Source organism: Chrysanthemum yellows phytoplasma (genome assembly GCF_000803325.1).
Taxonomy (GTDB): domain Bacteria; phylum Bacillota_I; class Bacilli_A; order Acholeplasmatales; family Acholeplasmataceae; genus Phytoplasma; species Phytoplasma asteris.
Genome location: NZ_JSWH01000084.1, coordinates 11,963 through 27,964 on the forward strand (window position 1 = coordinate 11,963; position 16,002 = coordinate 27,964).

The 16,002-nt window shown below is 30.1% G+C and carries 14 protein-coding genes; 9 read left to right on the forward strand and 5 right to left on the reverse strand.

Translation table 11 applies throughout. From position 1 onward, the window contains the following. The first annotated feature begins 6 nt into the window (after positions 1–6). From rplT to OL66_RS01420, 9 genes are all read left to right on the forward strand, one after another. Positions 7–1,005 (forward strand): 50S ribosomal protein L20, encoded by a 999-nt coding sequence (gene rplT, locus OL66_RS04495; RefSeq protein ID WP_034172164.1) that lies wholly within the window; start codon positions 7–9, stop codon positions 1,003–1,005. A 139-nt stretch (positions 1,006–1,144) separates the two neighbouring features. After that, the gene (locus tag OL66_RS01385; RefSeq protein WP_034172165.1) at positions 1,145–1,774 is read left to right on the forward strand and encodes a hypothetical protein; all 630 of its coding nucleotides are present in this window, start codon (positions 1,145–1,147) and stop codon (positions 1,772–1,774) included. After that, on the forward strand, positions 1,767–2,825 hold the full coding sequence (locus OL66_RS01390; RefSeq protein WP_034172166.1) for a M42 family metallopeptidase: 1,059 nt from the start codon (positions 1,767–1,769) through the stop codon (positions 2,823–2,825). The genes OL66_RS01385 and OL66_RS01390 overlap by 8 nt, the downstream gene beginning before the upstream one ends. A 270-nt stretch (positions 2,826–3,095) precedes the next feature. After that, the gene (gene acpP / locus OL66_RS01395; RefSeq protein WP_011161081.1) at positions 3,096–3,326 is read left to right on the forward strand and encodes an acyl carrier protein; all 231 of its coding nucleotides are present in this window, start codon (positions 3,096–3,098) and stop codon (positions 3,324–3,326) included. A 103-nt stretch (positions 3,327–3,429) separates the two neighbouring features. After that, the gene (gene leuS / locus OL66_RS01400; RefSeq protein ID WP_034172167.1) at positions 3,430–5,895 is read left to right on the forward strand and encodes a leucine--tRNA ligase; all 2,466 of its coding nucleotides are present in this window, start codon (positions 3,430–3,432) and stop codon (positions 5,893–5,895) included. A 150-nt stretch (positions 5,896–6,045) separates the two neighbouring features. Continuing rightward, a complete protein-coding gene (gene gmk, locus OL66_RS01405; protein ID WP_034172168.1) occupies positions 6,046–6,684 on the forward strand; it encodes a guanylate kinase in 639 nt (212 codons plus the stop codon). Continuing rightward, entirely contained in the window at positions 6,665–6,910 is a 246-nt protein-coding gene (locus OL66_RS01410) for a DNA-directed RNA polymerase subunit omega (protein WP_042067559.1), read from the forward strand. The genes gmk and OL66_RS01410 overlap by 20 nt, the downstream gene beginning before the upstream one ends. Before the next feature lie 169 nt (positions 6,911–7,079). Further along, positions 7,080–7,994, forward strand: a complete 915-nt coding sequence (rsmH, locus tag OL66_RS01415) for a 16S rRNA (cytosine(1402)-N(4))-methyltransferase RsmH (protein WP_034172169.1) — start codon at positions 7,080–7,082, stop codon at positions 7,992–7,994. A gap of 161 nt (positions 7,995–8,155) precedes the next feature. Further along, complete coding sequence (locus OL66_RS01420; protein WP_034172170.1) at positions 8,156–9,616, forward strand: MATE family efflux transporter; 1,461 nt, start codon at positions 8,156–8,158, stop codon at positions 9,614–9,616. Between the two features lie 199 nt (positions 9,617–9,815). Here the strand turns inward: OL66_RS01420 and OL66_RS01425 are convergent, their stop codons facing one another. The 5 genes from OL66_RS01425 to OL66_RS01445 form a co-directional block, all read right to left on the reverse strand. Beyond that, complete coding sequence (locus OL66_RS01425) at positions 9,816–11,816, reverse strand: heavy metal translocating P-type ATPase (RefSeq protein WP_034172171.1); 2,001 nt, start codon at positions 11,814–11,816, stop codon at positions 9,816–9,818. 220 nt (positions 11,817–12,036) lie between these two features. Then, on the reverse strand, positions 12,037–12,336 hold the full coding sequence (gene spoVG / locus OL66_RS01430; RefSeq protein ID WP_034172172.1) for a septation regulator SpoVG: 300 nt from the start codon (positions 12,334–12,336) through the stop codon (positions 12,037–12,039). A 275-nt stretch (positions 12,337–12,611) separates the two neighbouring features. Continuing rightward, positions 12,612–13,418, reverse strand: a complete 807-nt coding sequence (gene rsmA / locus OL66_RS01435) for a 16S rRNA (adenine(1518)-N(6)/adenine(1519)-N(6))-dimethyltransferase RsmA (protein WP_034172173.1) — start codon at positions 13,416–13,418, stop codon at positions 12,612–12,614. Between the two features lie 106 nt (positions 13,419–13,524). Beyond that, entirely contained in the window at positions 13,525–14,778 is a 1,254-nt protein-coding gene (locus OL66_RS01440; RefSeq protein WP_034172174.1) for an HD domain-containing protein, read from the reverse strand. A gap of 306 nt (positions 14,779–15,084) precedes the next feature. Further along, positions 15,085–15,660 carry a phosphate propanoyltransferase gene (locus tag OL66_RS01445; RefSeq protein WP_034172175.1) on the reverse strand — a complete coding sequence of 192 codons (576 nt, stop codon included), beginning with the start codon at positions 15,658–15,660 and terminating at the stop codon, positions 15,085–15,087. Positions 15,661–16,002: the final 342 nt, after the last annotated feature.

The window sequence follows — 16,002 nt, forward strand, 5'->3', positions numbered from 1 at the left end:
AAGAATATGGCAAAAATTAGTTTTACTCCTGCAAGACACCGTCGTCGCAAAAAAGTTTTAAAAATGGCAAAAGGATATTTTGGTTCCAAAAGCACTCTTTACAAAACAGCTCACGAGCAAGTAATGCGCTCTTTGCAATACGCTTATAGAGACCGCAAACAAAGAAAAAGAGATTTTCGTAAATTATGGATCTCCCGTATTAACGCTGGTGCTATGTTATGCGGCATGCAGTATTCTCGTTTAATGCACGGACTTGCTTTGGCAAAAGTAGATGTTAATCGTAAAGTATTAGCAGATTTAGCACACTTACACCCAGAAACTTTCGCACAATATGTTCAATTAGCAAAAGAAGCCTTAGTGCAATTTCAACAAACATTAAAACAAAAAGAAGCACAAGTAAATAAATTACAAGAAGAACAATCAAACCAACTTGCACAAAAAGAAGAAAAACCATCTCAACTTGAAAAAACCCCAAAAACACAAACCACTCAAGAAAAATTAGAAGAAGCAAATTCGCCAAAATTAGAAAAAAAAGAATTAAAAGAAAATGCTCCTAAATTAGAACAAAAAGAACCCACTCAAACAAAAGAGCAAGAACAAACACAAGAATTACAACAAGAAAAAACAGAACCAACCAAAGAACAAACTGAACAAACTAAAAATTTAGAAGCTAAACCTTCTTTACAAGAAAAAACAGTTGAATCTGTAAAAGCTGTTGAAGTTTTGCAACAAGAAACACAACCACAACCCGAAGAAAAAACTTCTCTACAACCTGAAAAAGTTTTATCTACTGAACTTTCTGAGGAAAAATGCGATGATACTTTGGAAACAAAACCACAAACTACCCAAGTTAAAGCAAAAAAACCTTCTTTAGATTTATCTAAAATGTTGCTTCATGAGTTAAAAAAATTAGCTAAAGAACACAAAGTTCCTAATTTTCATAAACTTAAAAAAGCCGAAATTCTTACAGCTTTAAAAAAAGCTCTTGCTAAAAAAATAATTTAAAAATTTCAAAATACGTATTTTCATGATTTTTCATTTTTTAATTTTAAACTTGATTTGTATGTTTTTTCATGAATAATTATTTTTTAATTTTTTCATTTTACAATAATTAGAAAAAATAAAATAGGAGTTATATAATATAATGAATCAAATGAAACAAAAACGTTTACAAGGATTTTACTCTTTATTATTGGCAACTTTTTTCCTTTTGGTAGCTGGATGTTGTTTTTTTGACCAAACTTTCCAACTTGGAAGTCTGAAATTCCAACTAGGATTATTTTTCTTAGGTGTCCTTTTATCGCTATTTACTTATTTAGTAGTTTTTAAAAAATACAAAAAAACTTTATCCAAGCTTCGTTTTTTCTTTGCCCTAGAAGCTTTTGTCTTTGTTTTTGTCATTGTTACTGCCTTTTTGTTACCAGGATTAGGTTTTTTAAATATTGATGATTTAAAAACCAAAAACCCTTTAGTTGGTAAACTTTTAACTTTTAACTATTGTTTATCATTGATGTTTGTTCTTCACAGCTTCATCAATTTAAATATTAATTATTTCAAGAAACAAAACTTTTCATTTTTCATTTTATATCTTTTAATGTTTGGATTTGGTTGTTTCGGATTAGGTAGCAATTTATTTGAAAACTTAAAAGATATCATTTTAAAATCATTTGCTGTTTTATCTTTAATGCACAGTATTTATCTTACATTTACAGGAATTAAACAATTCCAAACCGCTAGTTTACACGAAACCAAAAAGGAGAATGAAAATGAGTGATTTAGTTTCTTTATTAAAAGATTTAACAATGTTAAATGGTATTCCAGGTCAAGAAAAAGCAGTTGCTAATTATGTAGTTGACAAAATCAAAAACCAAGTAGACTCCATCGAATATGATAATTTAGGCTCTGTGATTGCTTGTAAAGGAAAAACAGGACCTCGCATTATGTTTGCAGGACATTTGGATGAAATAGGCTTAATAGTTAAGCAAATTACTCCAGAAGGTTTTATCAAATTCCAAACTCTTGGTGGTTGGTTTTCTCAAGTGATGCTTGCTCAAGTTTGGCAAATTCACACCGATAAAGGTGTTCTTAAAGCAGTTACTGGTTGCAAACCTCCGCATGTAATGTCTTTTCAAGAGCGCAATCAAGTTATCAACACTTCTTCTATGTATTTAGATATTGGAGTTGCCAACAAAGAAGAAGCCTTAAAATTAGGCGTTCGCGTTGGTGATATGGTAACTCCTTATATAGAATTCAGCACGCTTGGTAATTCTGATTATCTCCTTGCAAAAGCCTTAGATAATCGCGTGGGAGTTGCAATTGTGATGCAAGTTTTAGAAAATGTCAATCCTACTACCAATCAATTTTTTGGTGTTTTTACTACCCAAGAAGAAGTAGGACTACGCGGAGCTCAAACCAGTGCTCACAAAGTACACCCTCAAATTGCTATTGCTGTTGATACTGGTATTGGAAATGATGTTCCAGGGGGCGAAAAAGAAGGGCACACTCTAGGAAAAGGTCCTCAAGTTTTAGTTTATGATGGGGGCTTAGTCGCTCACAAAGGATTGCGTAATTTTGTCCTTAAAATCGCTGCCCAAAACAATATCCCTGTGCAAGAAATAAGTGGCAGTGGTGGTAGAACTGATGCTGCAACTATGCATTTAGTGCGCGAAGGAGCCGCTTCCTTATCTTTTGGCGTTCCTGTACGCTACATTCATTCCCACACTTCTGTAGTTCACAAACAAGACATCATAAACACTGTTAAACTTTTAACTTTGTTAGTAAATCAATTAGACGAAAAAAAAGTTAACGAAATTTTATTTCAATAAAAACACTTCCAAAATTAAATAATTTCTCATTGGCAAACTAAATTATTTGAATAAAATATTTTAGTTTGTTTCTTGTAAATAGGCACCTTTTTATAACTTACAATCAAAATAACTCCATTTCAGACCACCTTATTTTGCAAACTTACACACCAACCCACAAGCAAATAATTTACTTTTGTTTTTATTTTGGCAAATGCAACAATTAAAAAAAGATTTTTTTAGTATAATATTATTAAGCAATTATTGCTTTTTTGAAGGAGAAATAAAAAAATGGTTTTTGAAAAAATTAAAGCTTTAATTGCCACCCAATTATCTTTAGACGCTTCTACAATTACTTTAGACACTCGTTTTAAAGAAGATTTAGGACTTGATTCGCTAGACGCTTTAGAACTAGTTATGGAAGTAGAAAAAACATTTCAAATCAACATTAGTGATGCAACTTTACAAAATTTTAAAACCGTTCAAGATATCGTTTTTTACATCACCAAAAACACCCCTTAAACTAACTAATTTTCTTTTTCAATCATTTTCACAATTAATTTAAATTTATTCCCACATTATAACACATTATAAAAGTTAAAACAAATATAGAAGGCTTTCGAGTATGACAAAATTAATTTATGATTTTAAACAAATAGAACATAAATGGCAACTTTATTGGCAACAAAATAAGGTGTTCAAAACTCAAGATAACTTTTCACAAAAGAAATTTTATTGTCTTGATATGTTTCCTTATCCTTCTTCTGAAGGGCTTCATGTAGGCCATATTGAAGGTTATACTGCAAGCGATATTATGAGTAGGTTCAAACGCATGCAAGGTTTTAATGTTTTGCATCCTTTTGGTTGGGATTCATTTGGGCTGCCTGCCGAACAATATGCTTTGCAAACAGGCAAACCCCCCCGCACTTTTACTTATGAAAACATCAATAATTTTAAAAAACAAATTCAAAGTATTGGTAAAAGTGTTGATTGGGATAGAGAACTTGCCACCTCAGATCCTTATTTTTATTCCTGGACTCAATGGATTTTTAAAAAACTTTACGAAAAAGGACTAGCAGTTCTCAAAAATACAGAAGTAAATTTTTGCCCTAATTTAGGAACAGTGCTTGCTAATGAAGAAGTAATTTCTAATGAAAAAGGGATGTTTTCTGAAAGAGGCAATCATCCAGTTGTTAAAAAAAAGATGAAACAATGGGTTTTAAAAATAACTCAATATGCAGACAGACTTTTAGACGACCTTAATTTAGTTAATTGGCCTTTAAATGTGAAAGAAATGCAAGCTAATTGGATTGGCAAAAATCAAGGTGCAATCGTCTCTTTTCCAGTTTCTGATCAAAAAATAACTTTAAAAACTTTCACCACTCGCCCTGATACTCTTTTTGGTGTAACTTTTTTAGTAATAGCGCCCGAACACGAATTAGCCTTACAACTCACCAAACCCGAATACCAACAAGCAGTTAACAATTATTTGGAATTAACCAAACAAAAAAAAGACTTAGAAAGAGACATCAATAAAGACAAAACAGGTGTTTTTACGGGTAGTTTTGCAATTAATCCTTGCAATAACACCAAAATTCCTATCTGGATTGCTGATTATGTCCTTCCTCATTATGGCACAGGTGCTTTAATGTCTGTTCCTTGTCATGATCAAAGAGATTTTGAGTTTGCTCAAAAACATGGTCTAAAAATGATTCAAGTTATAACTCCCCCGTCTTCTGATTTGGAAAATCCTACCGCCAACCAAACCAACCCTCCCTTAACTGAAGCTTATACGGGAGAAGGCATCCACATCAATAGTGATTTTTTAAATGGTCTTAATAACGAACAAGCCAAAACTAAAATGTTGCAATTTTTAGAAAAAAATAATCAAGGGTACTCTCATTATACTTATAAATTGCGTGATTGGGTCTTTTCGCGCCAACGATATTGGGCAGAACCCTTCCCCATTTATTATGATGACACCAACAATAAAATTTATACTGATAGCGACGCAAACTTGCCCATAGAACTTCCTTTTTTGGAACAAATCAAACCATCAGGCACAGGCGAATCACCTCTCTCCAAAGCCCATTTTTGGCTATATTTTGAAAAAGATGGCAAAAAATATCGCAGAGATTCTAACACTATGCCACAACTTGCAGGTAGTTCTTGGTACTATATTGGCTATATTTTGAAAAATTATTTGGGTCTAATCCCATTAAATACCACCAAAGCAAAAGAACTACTTGACTATTATTTGCCAGTAGACTTATACATTGGAGGAACAGAACACGCTGTTGGTCATTTACTTTATGCACGTTTTTGGCATAAGTTTTTATACGATCTGGGTTTAGTTTCTACCAAAGAACCTTTTCAAAAATTAGTTAATCAAGGTATTATTTTGGGAAATGATCACACTAAAATGTCTAAATCCAAAGGCAACGGCGTAAGTTCTTCTTTAATGCTTGCACGCTACGGCGCTGATGTACTGCGAATTTATATCATGTTTATGGGTCCGTTAGAAGATATTAAAAGTTGGTGTGAAAAAGGTTTCAAAGGAATACAACGTTTTTTAAATAGAGTTTATCAAATGTTTTCTTTTGCAATGCCAAATGATTTTGAAACTTCTCTAAACGCTATTTATCATCAAACCATTTTTCAAACAACCCAAGATTATGAAAAATTGAAATTCAATAAAGTTATTAGTCAATTAATGATTTTTGTCAATCAAGTTTATAAACATCAAAAAATAGGCAAAAAACAAGCACAGACCTTTTTGCAACTATTAAATCCGATTGCTCCTCACTTGACAGAAGAAATTAATCAAACTATTTTGAAAAATAACAACCAACTAGTTGCTTTAACTTGGCCTTTGCATGATAAAACTCATTTAGAACAACTGCAAGTAAAAATTATTGTTCAAGTAAATAGTAAATTAAGAGCTGTTTTGGAACTTCCTTGTGATTTGTCTTCAGAACAAATTAAAACTCTAGCTTTGCAAGATGCAAAAGTTAATAAGTTTGTATGCCATAAAAACATTCAAAATATGATTTATATTCCCAATAAATTATTAAATATTATTGTTAATTAATCAATATTAACATCAATATTAATTTTTGGTGGCAATTGTTTATTTTAATCAAAACCACTTTTAATTTTAATCTTCAATTTTTAAAATTATTTAAGCACAACTAATATTATTAAGCACTTTCACAAAATTTAATAAAAAAGGTAAGTTAACATGAAATTAAATAAAAAAGGACTTTTAATAGTTCTTTCAGGACCTTCAGGAGTTGGCAAAGCCACTGTGAGAAAAGCTTTGTTTGAAATGACTAATCATAATTTTGTGTATTCTGTTTCTGCTACTACCAGAAAACCGCGACCAGGTGAACAAGACGGTCAAGATTACCATTTTCTAACTAAAGAAGAATTTGAAAAAGGGATTGAAAATAATTGTTTTTTAGAATGGGCTAAATTTATTGATCATTATTATGGAACTCCTAAAAAGCAAATTCAAGATTTTTTAAAACAAGGAAAAGAAGTGTTTTTAGAAATTGAAGTTGAAGGAGCCACTCATTTAAGAAAAAAGCGTATGCCAAACACAGTTTTTATTTTTTTGGTTCCGCCTGAAAAAAAAGCTCTCTACGATCGTTTAAAAAAACGAGGCACTGAACAAGAAGCAAATATTGCAAAACGAATTGCCAAAGCCAATAACGAGTTTCACTTAGCTCACAAATACGATTATATTGTAGTAAATGATGAAGTGGCTAATGCTGCTGACCGTATTATTGCAATTATTAGAGCAGAACATGCCAAAACGAAACGCAGTATTCGTAATTATTTAAAAATATTGGAGGATAATGGTTATGCAGAACAATAGTAAACCAAATAAAAAAAAATACAATAAGGAAGGTTTGATCTATCCTTCGATTGATAAATTGTTGGATCAAATTAATTCCAAATACAAATTAGTTCATATTGCAAGCAAAACTGCTCATGTGATAGAAGCTCAAAAAAAAGAATTGCCTGAACTTGTGTGTAATAAAGTAGTTGGTAAAGCTTTGGAAGAAATTATTAATGATAAAGTTAAATTTGTCTTTAAGTAATTAATATTTAGGTACCATTTCACAATTGATAAAATAAGTTAAATTACAAATAATATTGTGTAATTTAACTATTTTTTTTATAATTGCAATTCATCTCACCTTCCTTTTATTTTTCCACCATTTATTATTTTTAATCACATTTTTTAACTTTTCAAGCGAGGTAAAATCCATGAATAAAACACATTTTAACCACATTTCAGTTCTCAAACAAGAAGCCATAGATTTTTTAAAAATAAAGCCCGAAGGTATTTATGTAGATGCCACTTTAGGACAATGTGGGCATACTATAGAAATTGCAAATCTTTTGCAACAAGGGTTTTTATATTCTTTTGACCAAGATGTAGAAGCTTGCACAAACGCTAAAAAAATCTTGCCCCCACATTTGCCAATTGAAATAATTCATAGCAACTTTTCGCATTTAAAAACCCAATTAGCACAACGAAATGTTTTTCAATTAGATGGTATTTTATTTGATTTAGGGCTATCTTCTTGTCAAATTGACAATCCCCAAAGAGGATTTAGTTATTTGCACAACACTCCTTTAGATATGAGAATGAATGTTAATCAAACAATTACTGCACAATATATTTTAAATAATTACTCCTTTGTACAATTAAAAAATATTTTTAAGGTTTATGGTGAAGTTAAAAATGCTGTTTTGGTTGCCTTAGAAATTATTAAACAAAGACCTTTGTGCACATCTTATGATTTGGTTGCCATCACTGATCGATTTTGCAATCGCCAAAAAGGACATAGTGCTAAAAAAATATTTCAAGCATTGCGTATCGAAGTTAACCAAGAATTAGAATCTTTAAAACAAGCCTTGGAACAAAGTCTTGATTTGTTAAAACCCAATGCCAGGATAGTAGTTATTAGTTTTCATTCGTTAGAAGACCGAATTGTTAAACATTTTTTTAAAAAACATAGTACTTTTGTTTTGCCTAAAAAATTGCCTATTATAATTATGCCCCAAACTCCTTTAAGTATTATTACTAAAAAAGCTTTTTTGCCAAGTGAGGAAGAAATGCAAAATAATTCGCGTAGTATTTCTGCTAAACTGAGGGTAGCTGTCAAAAATGGTTAGTTATCTAAATAAATGAAATAGTTAGCGCGCCTCCTCTAAATATCACCTTTTGCCTCCCAAAACCCCTCTAATTTTGATAAAATATAATATGTGTTATAGCTTTTATTTACACATATTTTCAAGTTGTTGGACCCAACCAAAACATTAGATGGAGGTTTTTTGTGGTTAAAACAAAAGCAACAACACAAATTTTAATTAATGAAAAAAGAAATAGAAAATTTTTATTAGAAGGAAACTTATGGAAAGTAATTTTTTATTTTACCTTTCCTATCATTATTTATTGGATTTTTCAAAATGCATCAGATGCTATTGATCTTTTTATTTTAAAAAGAAATCAAATTTCAGATAATCAACTTACCTTTGTAAGTCGCGTACATATATTTAAAGGTATTCTTGTTCCTTTTGGTATTTCTATTGCCACAGGAGGAGTTATTTTAGTAGGGCGTGCTTATGGACAAAATAATATTAATAAAATGCACCTTTATTTGGCAAAAACGTTTGTTCTTTCCATTTTAACTGGCTTTATTTTGGTCTTTTTATGCATTTTTGTTTTTAAAAGTTTCATTGCAACTAATATTTTAAAAATTAGTCAAAATGCAATTGAAAACAATGAAGGTATTAAATATTATAATCTTATTATATTGTCGCTTGTTTGTATCATTATAAATACAGTTTTTTTAAGTTTGGAGCGTGCCAAAGGTAATAACAAAATTGCTCTTTTTTTAAATATTTTAAACGCTTCTGCTAAAATTATTTTTTCTTTTGTTCTTTTTCATTATTGGAATTCTTCCATGGTTTCTTTGGCTTTGGCTACTTTGATTTCTAACGGAATTGTTACTTTATTTGCTTTGTGGTTTTTATTTTTTGACAGCAAAAATCCCTTCCGTATTATTTTATCCAAAATCAGTTTTGATAAAGAATTTTTGAAAAAACTTTCTAAATTAGCTATTCCTGTTTGTGCTAGTATTAGTATTTATAGTGTTGGCAAATTAATTGTAAGTATCATTGTTAAAGAATGGTACGGTGATCCTCAAGGAATTAGTAGTTCCCAAATTGGAGCTAATTTAGCCTTAGCAGTAACTATTAATAATGTCTTTTATAATGCACTTAACTCTTTTTCTGATTCCCAAAATGCTATTATATCTCAAAATTTAGGTCATAACAATCTTAATAGAGTCTTTGAAGCATTCAAAAAAATTATTTTTTGTATGTGTATTTTGGCTTTAATAGGTTCTTTGATTAATATTTTTGGTTATAAGTTAATTTTGCCATTATTTCATGATAGTCCTTGGGAAAAGATTCCTAGTTTGGAACAAGATGCTTTCCGTACATTATTATTTTTTGAAACTACTAGCTTATGGTTATCGTGTGGTTCTATTATTATGTTTAATTTTTTATTAGCTTTTAAACGCGTAGGACCTTCGGTTTATCTGAATTTTTTAAGAACTTTAATTCGTATCTTTTTTATTGTTCTTTTTTCCAAACACTTTTTAAATCAAGGTGTAATGGGAGTAGGTTTGAGTATTTTTCTTAGTAATTTTATTTGTTTTATCATTACATTATTAATTTTTGCAACTTTTTATCTTAAATTAAAACGTGATAAAACATTTGAACAAGATTAAATATTTTATATATTGTAATAACTTTTATATTGATAATTATTTAATAATAAGAGATTTTATTATACTCAAATAAAATACTTCCAAATTTAACACTCTTTTAAATTATGTTTTGAATCTCAATATGTAAATAAAAAACCACCCTAAAAGGGTGGTTTTTTTGTCTTTGTGCTGTCTTTTATAATGAGGTTAATAAAGTAAATTATTTATTAAAAGATTTTGTGTTTTTCTTTTTGTCTTTTAGTTTGGGGTTTTTGGGACTTTGTAAAAGTCTTAATCCATTGAAAATAACTAAAAGTGTGCTTCCTTCATGGCAAGTGACTGCCCAAGGTAAATTCATGTCTCCAAAAAGATTACAAAGATTCAAGATACAAACTACTAACATAGCAAAAATAATATTTTGCCAAATGATTTTGCGTAATTTGACAGCTACTTGGTGAGTATAGATAATTTTTGATAAATCGTTTTGCATTAAAACTGCATCTGCTACATCCATTGCCACATCAGCACCGTTTTGCATCGCAATTCCTACATCAGCAGCTGTAAGGGCAGGAGCATCATTGACACCATCACCTACCATTACTGTAGTGCCTTTTTCTTTTTGTAGTTCTTGAACTTTTTCTAGTTTATAGGCAGGTAGAATATCTCCCCAAGCTGCTTTGAGATGAAGTTTTTTTTGTAAGATGTAAGCGATTTGTTGGGTATCTCCTGTAATTACTGCAGTATAGATGTTTTTATGGTTGAAGTATTGCATTAAATGATGAGCTTGAGGACGTAATTTATCCAAAAGAGCTAAAGCCATAACAATGTGATTATTACAACTAAAATAAACGATGGTTTTGCCTTCGGATAAAAATTTTTGCGTTTGGGCTTGTAAAGATGCACAGATTGGAGTTTGGGTAAAAGCAGTAGCTTTGGCAATTTTATAATGATTGTTTTGATAAAAAGTTTCAAGGCCGATGCCAACTGAGCTAGTAATTTCCATTTGGAGGTGAGATTTGTGGTGGAAATGGTTTTTAATAGCTAGTGCTAAAGGATGGTTGGATTTTTGTTCCATCCCTAATAATATATCTAAATATTTGTGATACTTTTCTTCAGAGATTTCGGGGGCTACATAAACATCAGTTACTTGAGGTTTGCCTTCGGTAAGGGTGCCTGTTTTGTCGCATGAAAAAGCTTTGATATCTGCCATTTTTTCCAAAGATCTGCCGTTTTTGAATAAAATCCCTTTTTTAGTGAGGTTAGAAATAGCTGCAAGAGTGGAAGGAATGTCAGCTGCAGCTAGGGCACATGGAGATGATACAGTTAAAAAAATCATTGTTTTGTGTAGCCAAGTGCTAAATTCGAAATTGGGATTACTTGGTCCAGTAAAATGTAGTATTCCTGCAAGACCAAGGACAACAACAACTGTTGCCATAACGGTTTTTACATAAATTGGTTCTATTTTTTTAATTAAAGTAGCAGTTTTGGAAATATTGTTTTGGGTTTGGCTTACTAATCTTACAATTTGGGCAAAAACAGTCTTTTCGTTAGTAGCTGTGACACGCATAACAAAATGGTTGCTGCCGTTAATGGTGCTGCCGTAGACAAAATCGCCTGGTTGTTTGTCACAAGGAATGCCTTCGCCTGTAATGTTAGCTTCGTTAATGTTGGGATTGCCCGAAACAATGACGCCGTCAGTAGGGATTTGGTCGCCTGGTAAAATTAAGACTAAATCATTGATTTTGAGTAGTTTGGAAGGAATAATTTCAGTACTGCCGTCTTCTTTTTGTAATCTTGCTTCTGCTACTTGAAGCTTTAAGAGATTTTTGATTTCTTTTTGACTTTTTGCCTCAACGTATTCTTCTAAAAAAGAAGCTCCTGAAAATATGACAATTAATAAAATGCCGTCGTTGTAGTTTTTCAAATATAAAGCTCCCAAAGCCGCTAAAGTCATTAAAATATGAATGTTGGGAGTGAATTTTTTAAATTTGCAAGTATCTTGCCAAGTTTCTATAAAGCCTTCTAAAATAACATGATAGCCGATTAAAAACAAAAGTGACAAAGAAACAAGAACTAATACTAGTGTGTTTGTGCAATTGTGAGAATGCAAATATAGAGCAAATAAACTATATAAAAATGTTCCTATAACAAAACAAATTAATGGTTTTTTATCGTTGTGTTCGTGATTGTGGATGGATGAAGAATTGCTGCAACAAGACAAATTTTTGTACCTCTTTGCTTAATTTTTTTGGATAAATATAATTGTAAATATTTTAGTAATGTAAAGTATGTTTGGAAAAAGTGTTAATGGATGAGTTGTTTGTTAGTTTTGGGTTTTTAGTTTCGCATTTGCAAAATTTTTTTAATAAAATGGCGTTTTGAATTCAAAACATGTAAAAAAAATTCCAAAAAAATCTGGAATTTTTTAAAGTTAATAATTATTAATTTTCAGAATTTTGAGAAAAATCTTCTTCTTGTGGAGGGTTATCTAGCAAATCTTGGTATTTGTTTTTGATGCAATTTTCAATTAGTTGACGGGTTTCTGAATTGATGGGATGAGCGATATCTCTAAAGTTGCCTTTGGAAGTTTTTCTACTTGGCATAGCAATAAATATACCTCTTTCTCCTTCTATAATTCTGATGTCATTAACTACAAATTGGTTTTCAAAAGTGATTGAAGAAACTCCTCTTAATCTACTTTCACCGTTGATTTTTCTAATTTTTACATCGGTAACTTTCATTTCTTAAGCCTCCAGTTTTGCTTCATTTTATATTAAATGCTAAATTATTATTCGTTATTTATTATGAATTATTTATGGTTTGTGTAATGATACAAATTAAAAATTACAAATAAAATATAAATAATAATTGGATGCAGTTAATATTTTAATGGTTTTTTTATTTAAAAAAAGATTAATATTTAATTTTTTGATATTGATGTTTAATATCGGAAAAAGGGAAAATCATTTCCTAATGAGCTTTGTGATTTATTTTCAATATGAAAAGTTTTATTATTTTATGACATATTAAAAAAAATAAACCATTTAACAGTTAATTTTTGAAAATTTTCTAAAGTTACCTGTTCGGCTCTAATTTGTAAAGGGATGTGATGTTGTAAGAAAAAAGGAATAATGTTTTCTTTGGATAACAAAAATTGACAAGATAAGTTGTTGAGTAAAGTTTTTCTTTTTTGTTTAAAGGAAGCTTTTACAAACTTGATAAATTGTTGCAATAAAGTAGGGCAAATGTTGTTATTTTTAGTAAGTTTAATAACAATACTGTCTACTTTGGGTGCAGGAAAAAACATATGTCTTTTAACTTCTTGGATTTTTTCAATACTAAATAGAAATTGAATAATTACAGATAAAGCGTTATAATTTTTGTTATTGGGTTGAGCCAGTAAACGCATTCCTACTTCTTTTTGAATCATAATAGTAGCATCATTAATTTGGGGAGTGTCAATAATTTTAAAAATAATAGGTGAGGTAATATAATAAGGTAAGTTACCAATTAAACTTAATTGAGAGTTAGGACTAAAATAATGATCAAAATCTTTTAATAAATCTCTTTTTAAAAAATCATCATAAATGATATTAACATTGTTATGATTTTCAAAATTTAAAAAAGGTTTGAGAGTAGCATCAATTTCATAGGCTAAAACATGTTTAGCTTGAGGGACAATAATTTTGGTTAAAGCACCTTTGCCAGGTCCAATTTCTAAAACATTTTTGTCTGTGATGGAAGCCTTAGTTACAATTTTGTTTAATAAATTAACATCTGTTAAAAAATTTTGACTGTATTTTTTTTTGGTTGTATGATGCATTTGATTTCCTTAAATAAAATTGATATGGATGTTGGCTTTTGGGATTTGTTGTTAGTTGAGAATTGGGGAAGTTGTTTGGGAGGGGTTTATAGGGGAAGTTTTGGATTTATAAAGGGCGATAAAAAAATTTATTATCTTGTTTAGGACTACTTTTGATTAAACTTTTAATAATGGGGGATTCTTCTTTCAGACTTTTGAGTCCTCCCTTAGATTTAATTAAAATTTTGGTTTCAAATTTAGGCTTACTTTCGGAATAAGCATTTTGAAAAGCAGCATTACTTGAAGTATAATATTTAATATAATCGCGGTTTTGGCTGTGATATTTTTGCTTAATGTGTGCAATTTGTTCTTGGTTTTGGTCGTTATCATCTAAAATGTGCCAAATACTTCTATTGAGAAAATCATTACATAAATTTTTTAAAATGGTATCCTTACTATTTTTAAGATGTAGGATTAAACCGTTCATATAATAATCATCAATTGCTAAGTATTTGTCTAGGTCAGTTTGATTGTTTACAAAATTGTAAAAAGGTTGGATGTATGGGTCTACAGGATAGTTATTTTGTAATAAATCACATAAACGTTTACAAATTTTTTCTAAAATAGTGCTATAAGCTCTTACTTTGGGATGATAATAAACTTGCCAGAACATATGATAGCGGTTAATTAAATAATTTTCAATAGCAAAAACACCACTTTGTCTAAAGGCAATACATTTTTCGTTATTTTTGCTAGGATGAGGCTCAATTATCATGCTACGCATTAAACGTTCTAAATCGATATGCCCATAAGTGGCACCTGTAAAATAAGAATCTCGTTCTAAATAATCTAGTCTGTCAATATCAATTTGACTAGTTAAAATTTGTTCTATTAAGGGAAATTTCTTTGTTTTTTCAATCACACTAGCTACATCGTTTTTGAAATCAGGGCTTATTTGGTCTAATAAAGCTCCAATTTCTTTGTTATTTTTGATGATTCGTGCACTTTGCGTTTCGTGGTTTACGTCAAATAAGGTTTCAAAAGAATGAGAATAAGCACCGTGTCCAATATCATGTAACAAAGAAGATACTAGTAAAATTAATTTTTGGGTTTCAGAAAAGTGTTTTTTAATATTTGTGATTTTTAAAAACCGTCTTGCAAGTTCATAAACACCTAAACTGTGTGTAAAACGAGAATGTTCTGCTCCATGAAAGACGATGTTAGCGCCGCTTAATTGTTTTATACGTCTTAATCTTTGGAAAACGGAAGTATCAATTAATTTTTCAATCAATTCGTATTCCAGATAAATATAACCGTAGATAGGGTCACGAAAAACTTCAGATCTGAGAAACTTTTTAAAAGATGGATTGGTTGTTTGCATTGATTTTATTGAGGATAATTTTTAATTAAGTTTATTGGGTTTTTGTAATTTTTATCCTTATCCGTTTTACCTCCTTCTTGTTGTTTGCGTTTTTAAGAAGAGTTTTTATTGAGCGAAAGACACAAATGAAAGGAAATTTATGTCTTTCGCTCAATAAAAAAATAAAATAATTGTTAGTTATATTGTTAGTTTTGCTAAGGATTGAAAATAAATATAGGTTATAAGGTCTTTGGGGTGAGTTGCAAGATCCTTATAACGCAAGAATTTAAGTTGACAAAATTATTTATTTTTTTATTTTTTAATGATTTATTTCAGTAATTTAACAGTATCGCCATTTTTAAGTAAAAAAGCACTGCCGTCATCGGTATCTAAGTGGCATTCAAGTTTAAAATCGTGGTGTACTCTGCACAAAACTTGTTTTAAGATGCCAGGTTTAGTGCCTTCAATTTCAATACTTACCATTTGTTTGTCAGTAATGCCAAAATTTTTTGCATCTTGGGTAGATAAATGAATATGTCTGTTGGCAATAATAACACCTTCTTCAATGTCTACTTGACCTTTGAGACCTATTAAAGTGGCTTTGCCTGAACCTTTAATATCGCCTGAAGATCTAACAGGAGCTGTAAATCCGTGTCTTAAAGCATCGCTTTGACTAATTTCTACTTGGTCAAAAGGTCTTGTGGGTCCTAAAATCCGAACTTGTGGAAGAATTTTTCCTGATGGACTCATAACATCAATTTTTTCTTGGGCTGCAAATTGTCCTGTTTGTTTGAGGGGTTTGAAAAAAGTGAGTTGATAATTTTTTTGACCGAATAAAATATCTAGTGTTTCTTGTGATAGGTGAGTGTGTCTTCCTGAGATTCCTATTGGAATGTGATACATGTTTGCCTCCATTGTTTGCATTTACAGCTTTATTATAACATTTTTATTATAAAATGCCTCTTATTTTCTACATATTTTGATTTTTTTATTGAAGAATTGGTAAAAAGTTTTTGTGCATAAATAGTATATAATTTTTAGTAATTTAATTTATTATAACATGAATTATTAGAAATATTCAAGGTAATTTGTTTATTTTGTTGTTTTATTGTTTTGTTATGATATATTTATTTAATGACAAATAAAAAGACCCTTTGTAAAAAGAGTCTGGGGTTTAAAGGTATTAATTAAAAGGTTTGTAAGTTAAAATAATAATTTATTAAATAAATATTGTTTTTGTTCATC

Excerpts from the sequence above, each read along its gene's own strand:
- OL66_RS01440 (WP_034172174.1), bottom strand. The coding sequence starts at position 14,778 with ATGCAAACAACCAATCCATCTTTTAAAAAGTTTCTCAGATCTGAAGTT.
- acpP (WP_011161081.1), top strand. The coding sequence starts at position 3,096 with ATGGTTTTTGAAAAAATTAAAGCTTTAATTGCCACCCAATTATCTTTA.
- OL66_RS01445 (WP_034172175.1), bottom strand. The coding sequence starts at position 15,660 with ATGTATCACATTCCAATAGGAATCTCAGGAAGACACACTCACCTATCA.
- leuS (WP_034172167.1), top strand. The coding sequence starts at position 3,430 with ATGACAAAATTAATTTATGATTTTAAACAAATAGAACATAAATGGCAA.
- rsmA (WP_034172173.1), bottom strand. The coding sequence starts at position 13,418 with ATGCATCATACAACCAAAAAAAAATACAGTCAAAATTTTTTAACAGAT.
- rplT (WP_034172164.1), top strand. The coding sequence starts at position 7 with ATGGCAAAAATTAGTTTTACTCCTGCAAGACACCGTCGTCGCAAAAAA.
- gmk (WP_034172168.1), top strand. The coding sequence starts at position 6,046 with ATGAAATTAAATAAAAAAGGACTTTTAATAGTTCTTTCAGGACCTTCA.
- rsmH (WP_034172169.1), top strand. The coding sequence starts at position 7,080 with ATGAATAAAACACATTTTAACCACATTTCAGTTCTCAAACAAGAAGCC.
- OL66_RS01410 (WP_042067559.1), top strand. The coding sequence starts at position 6,665 with ATGGTTATGCAGAACAATAGTAAACCAAATAAAAAAAAATACAATAAG.
- spoVG (WP_034172172.1), bottom strand. The coding sequence starts at position 12,336 with ATGAAAGTTACCGATGTAAAAATTAGAAAAATCAACGGTGAAAGTAGA.
- OL66_RS01385 (WP_034172165.1), top strand. The coding sequence starts at position 1,145 with ATGAATCAAATGAAACAAAAACGTTTACAAGGATTTTACTCTTTATTA.
- OL66_RS01390 (WP_034172166.1), top strand. The coding sequence starts at position 1,767 with ATGAGTGATTTAGTTTCTTTATTAAAAGATTTAACAATGTTAAATGGT.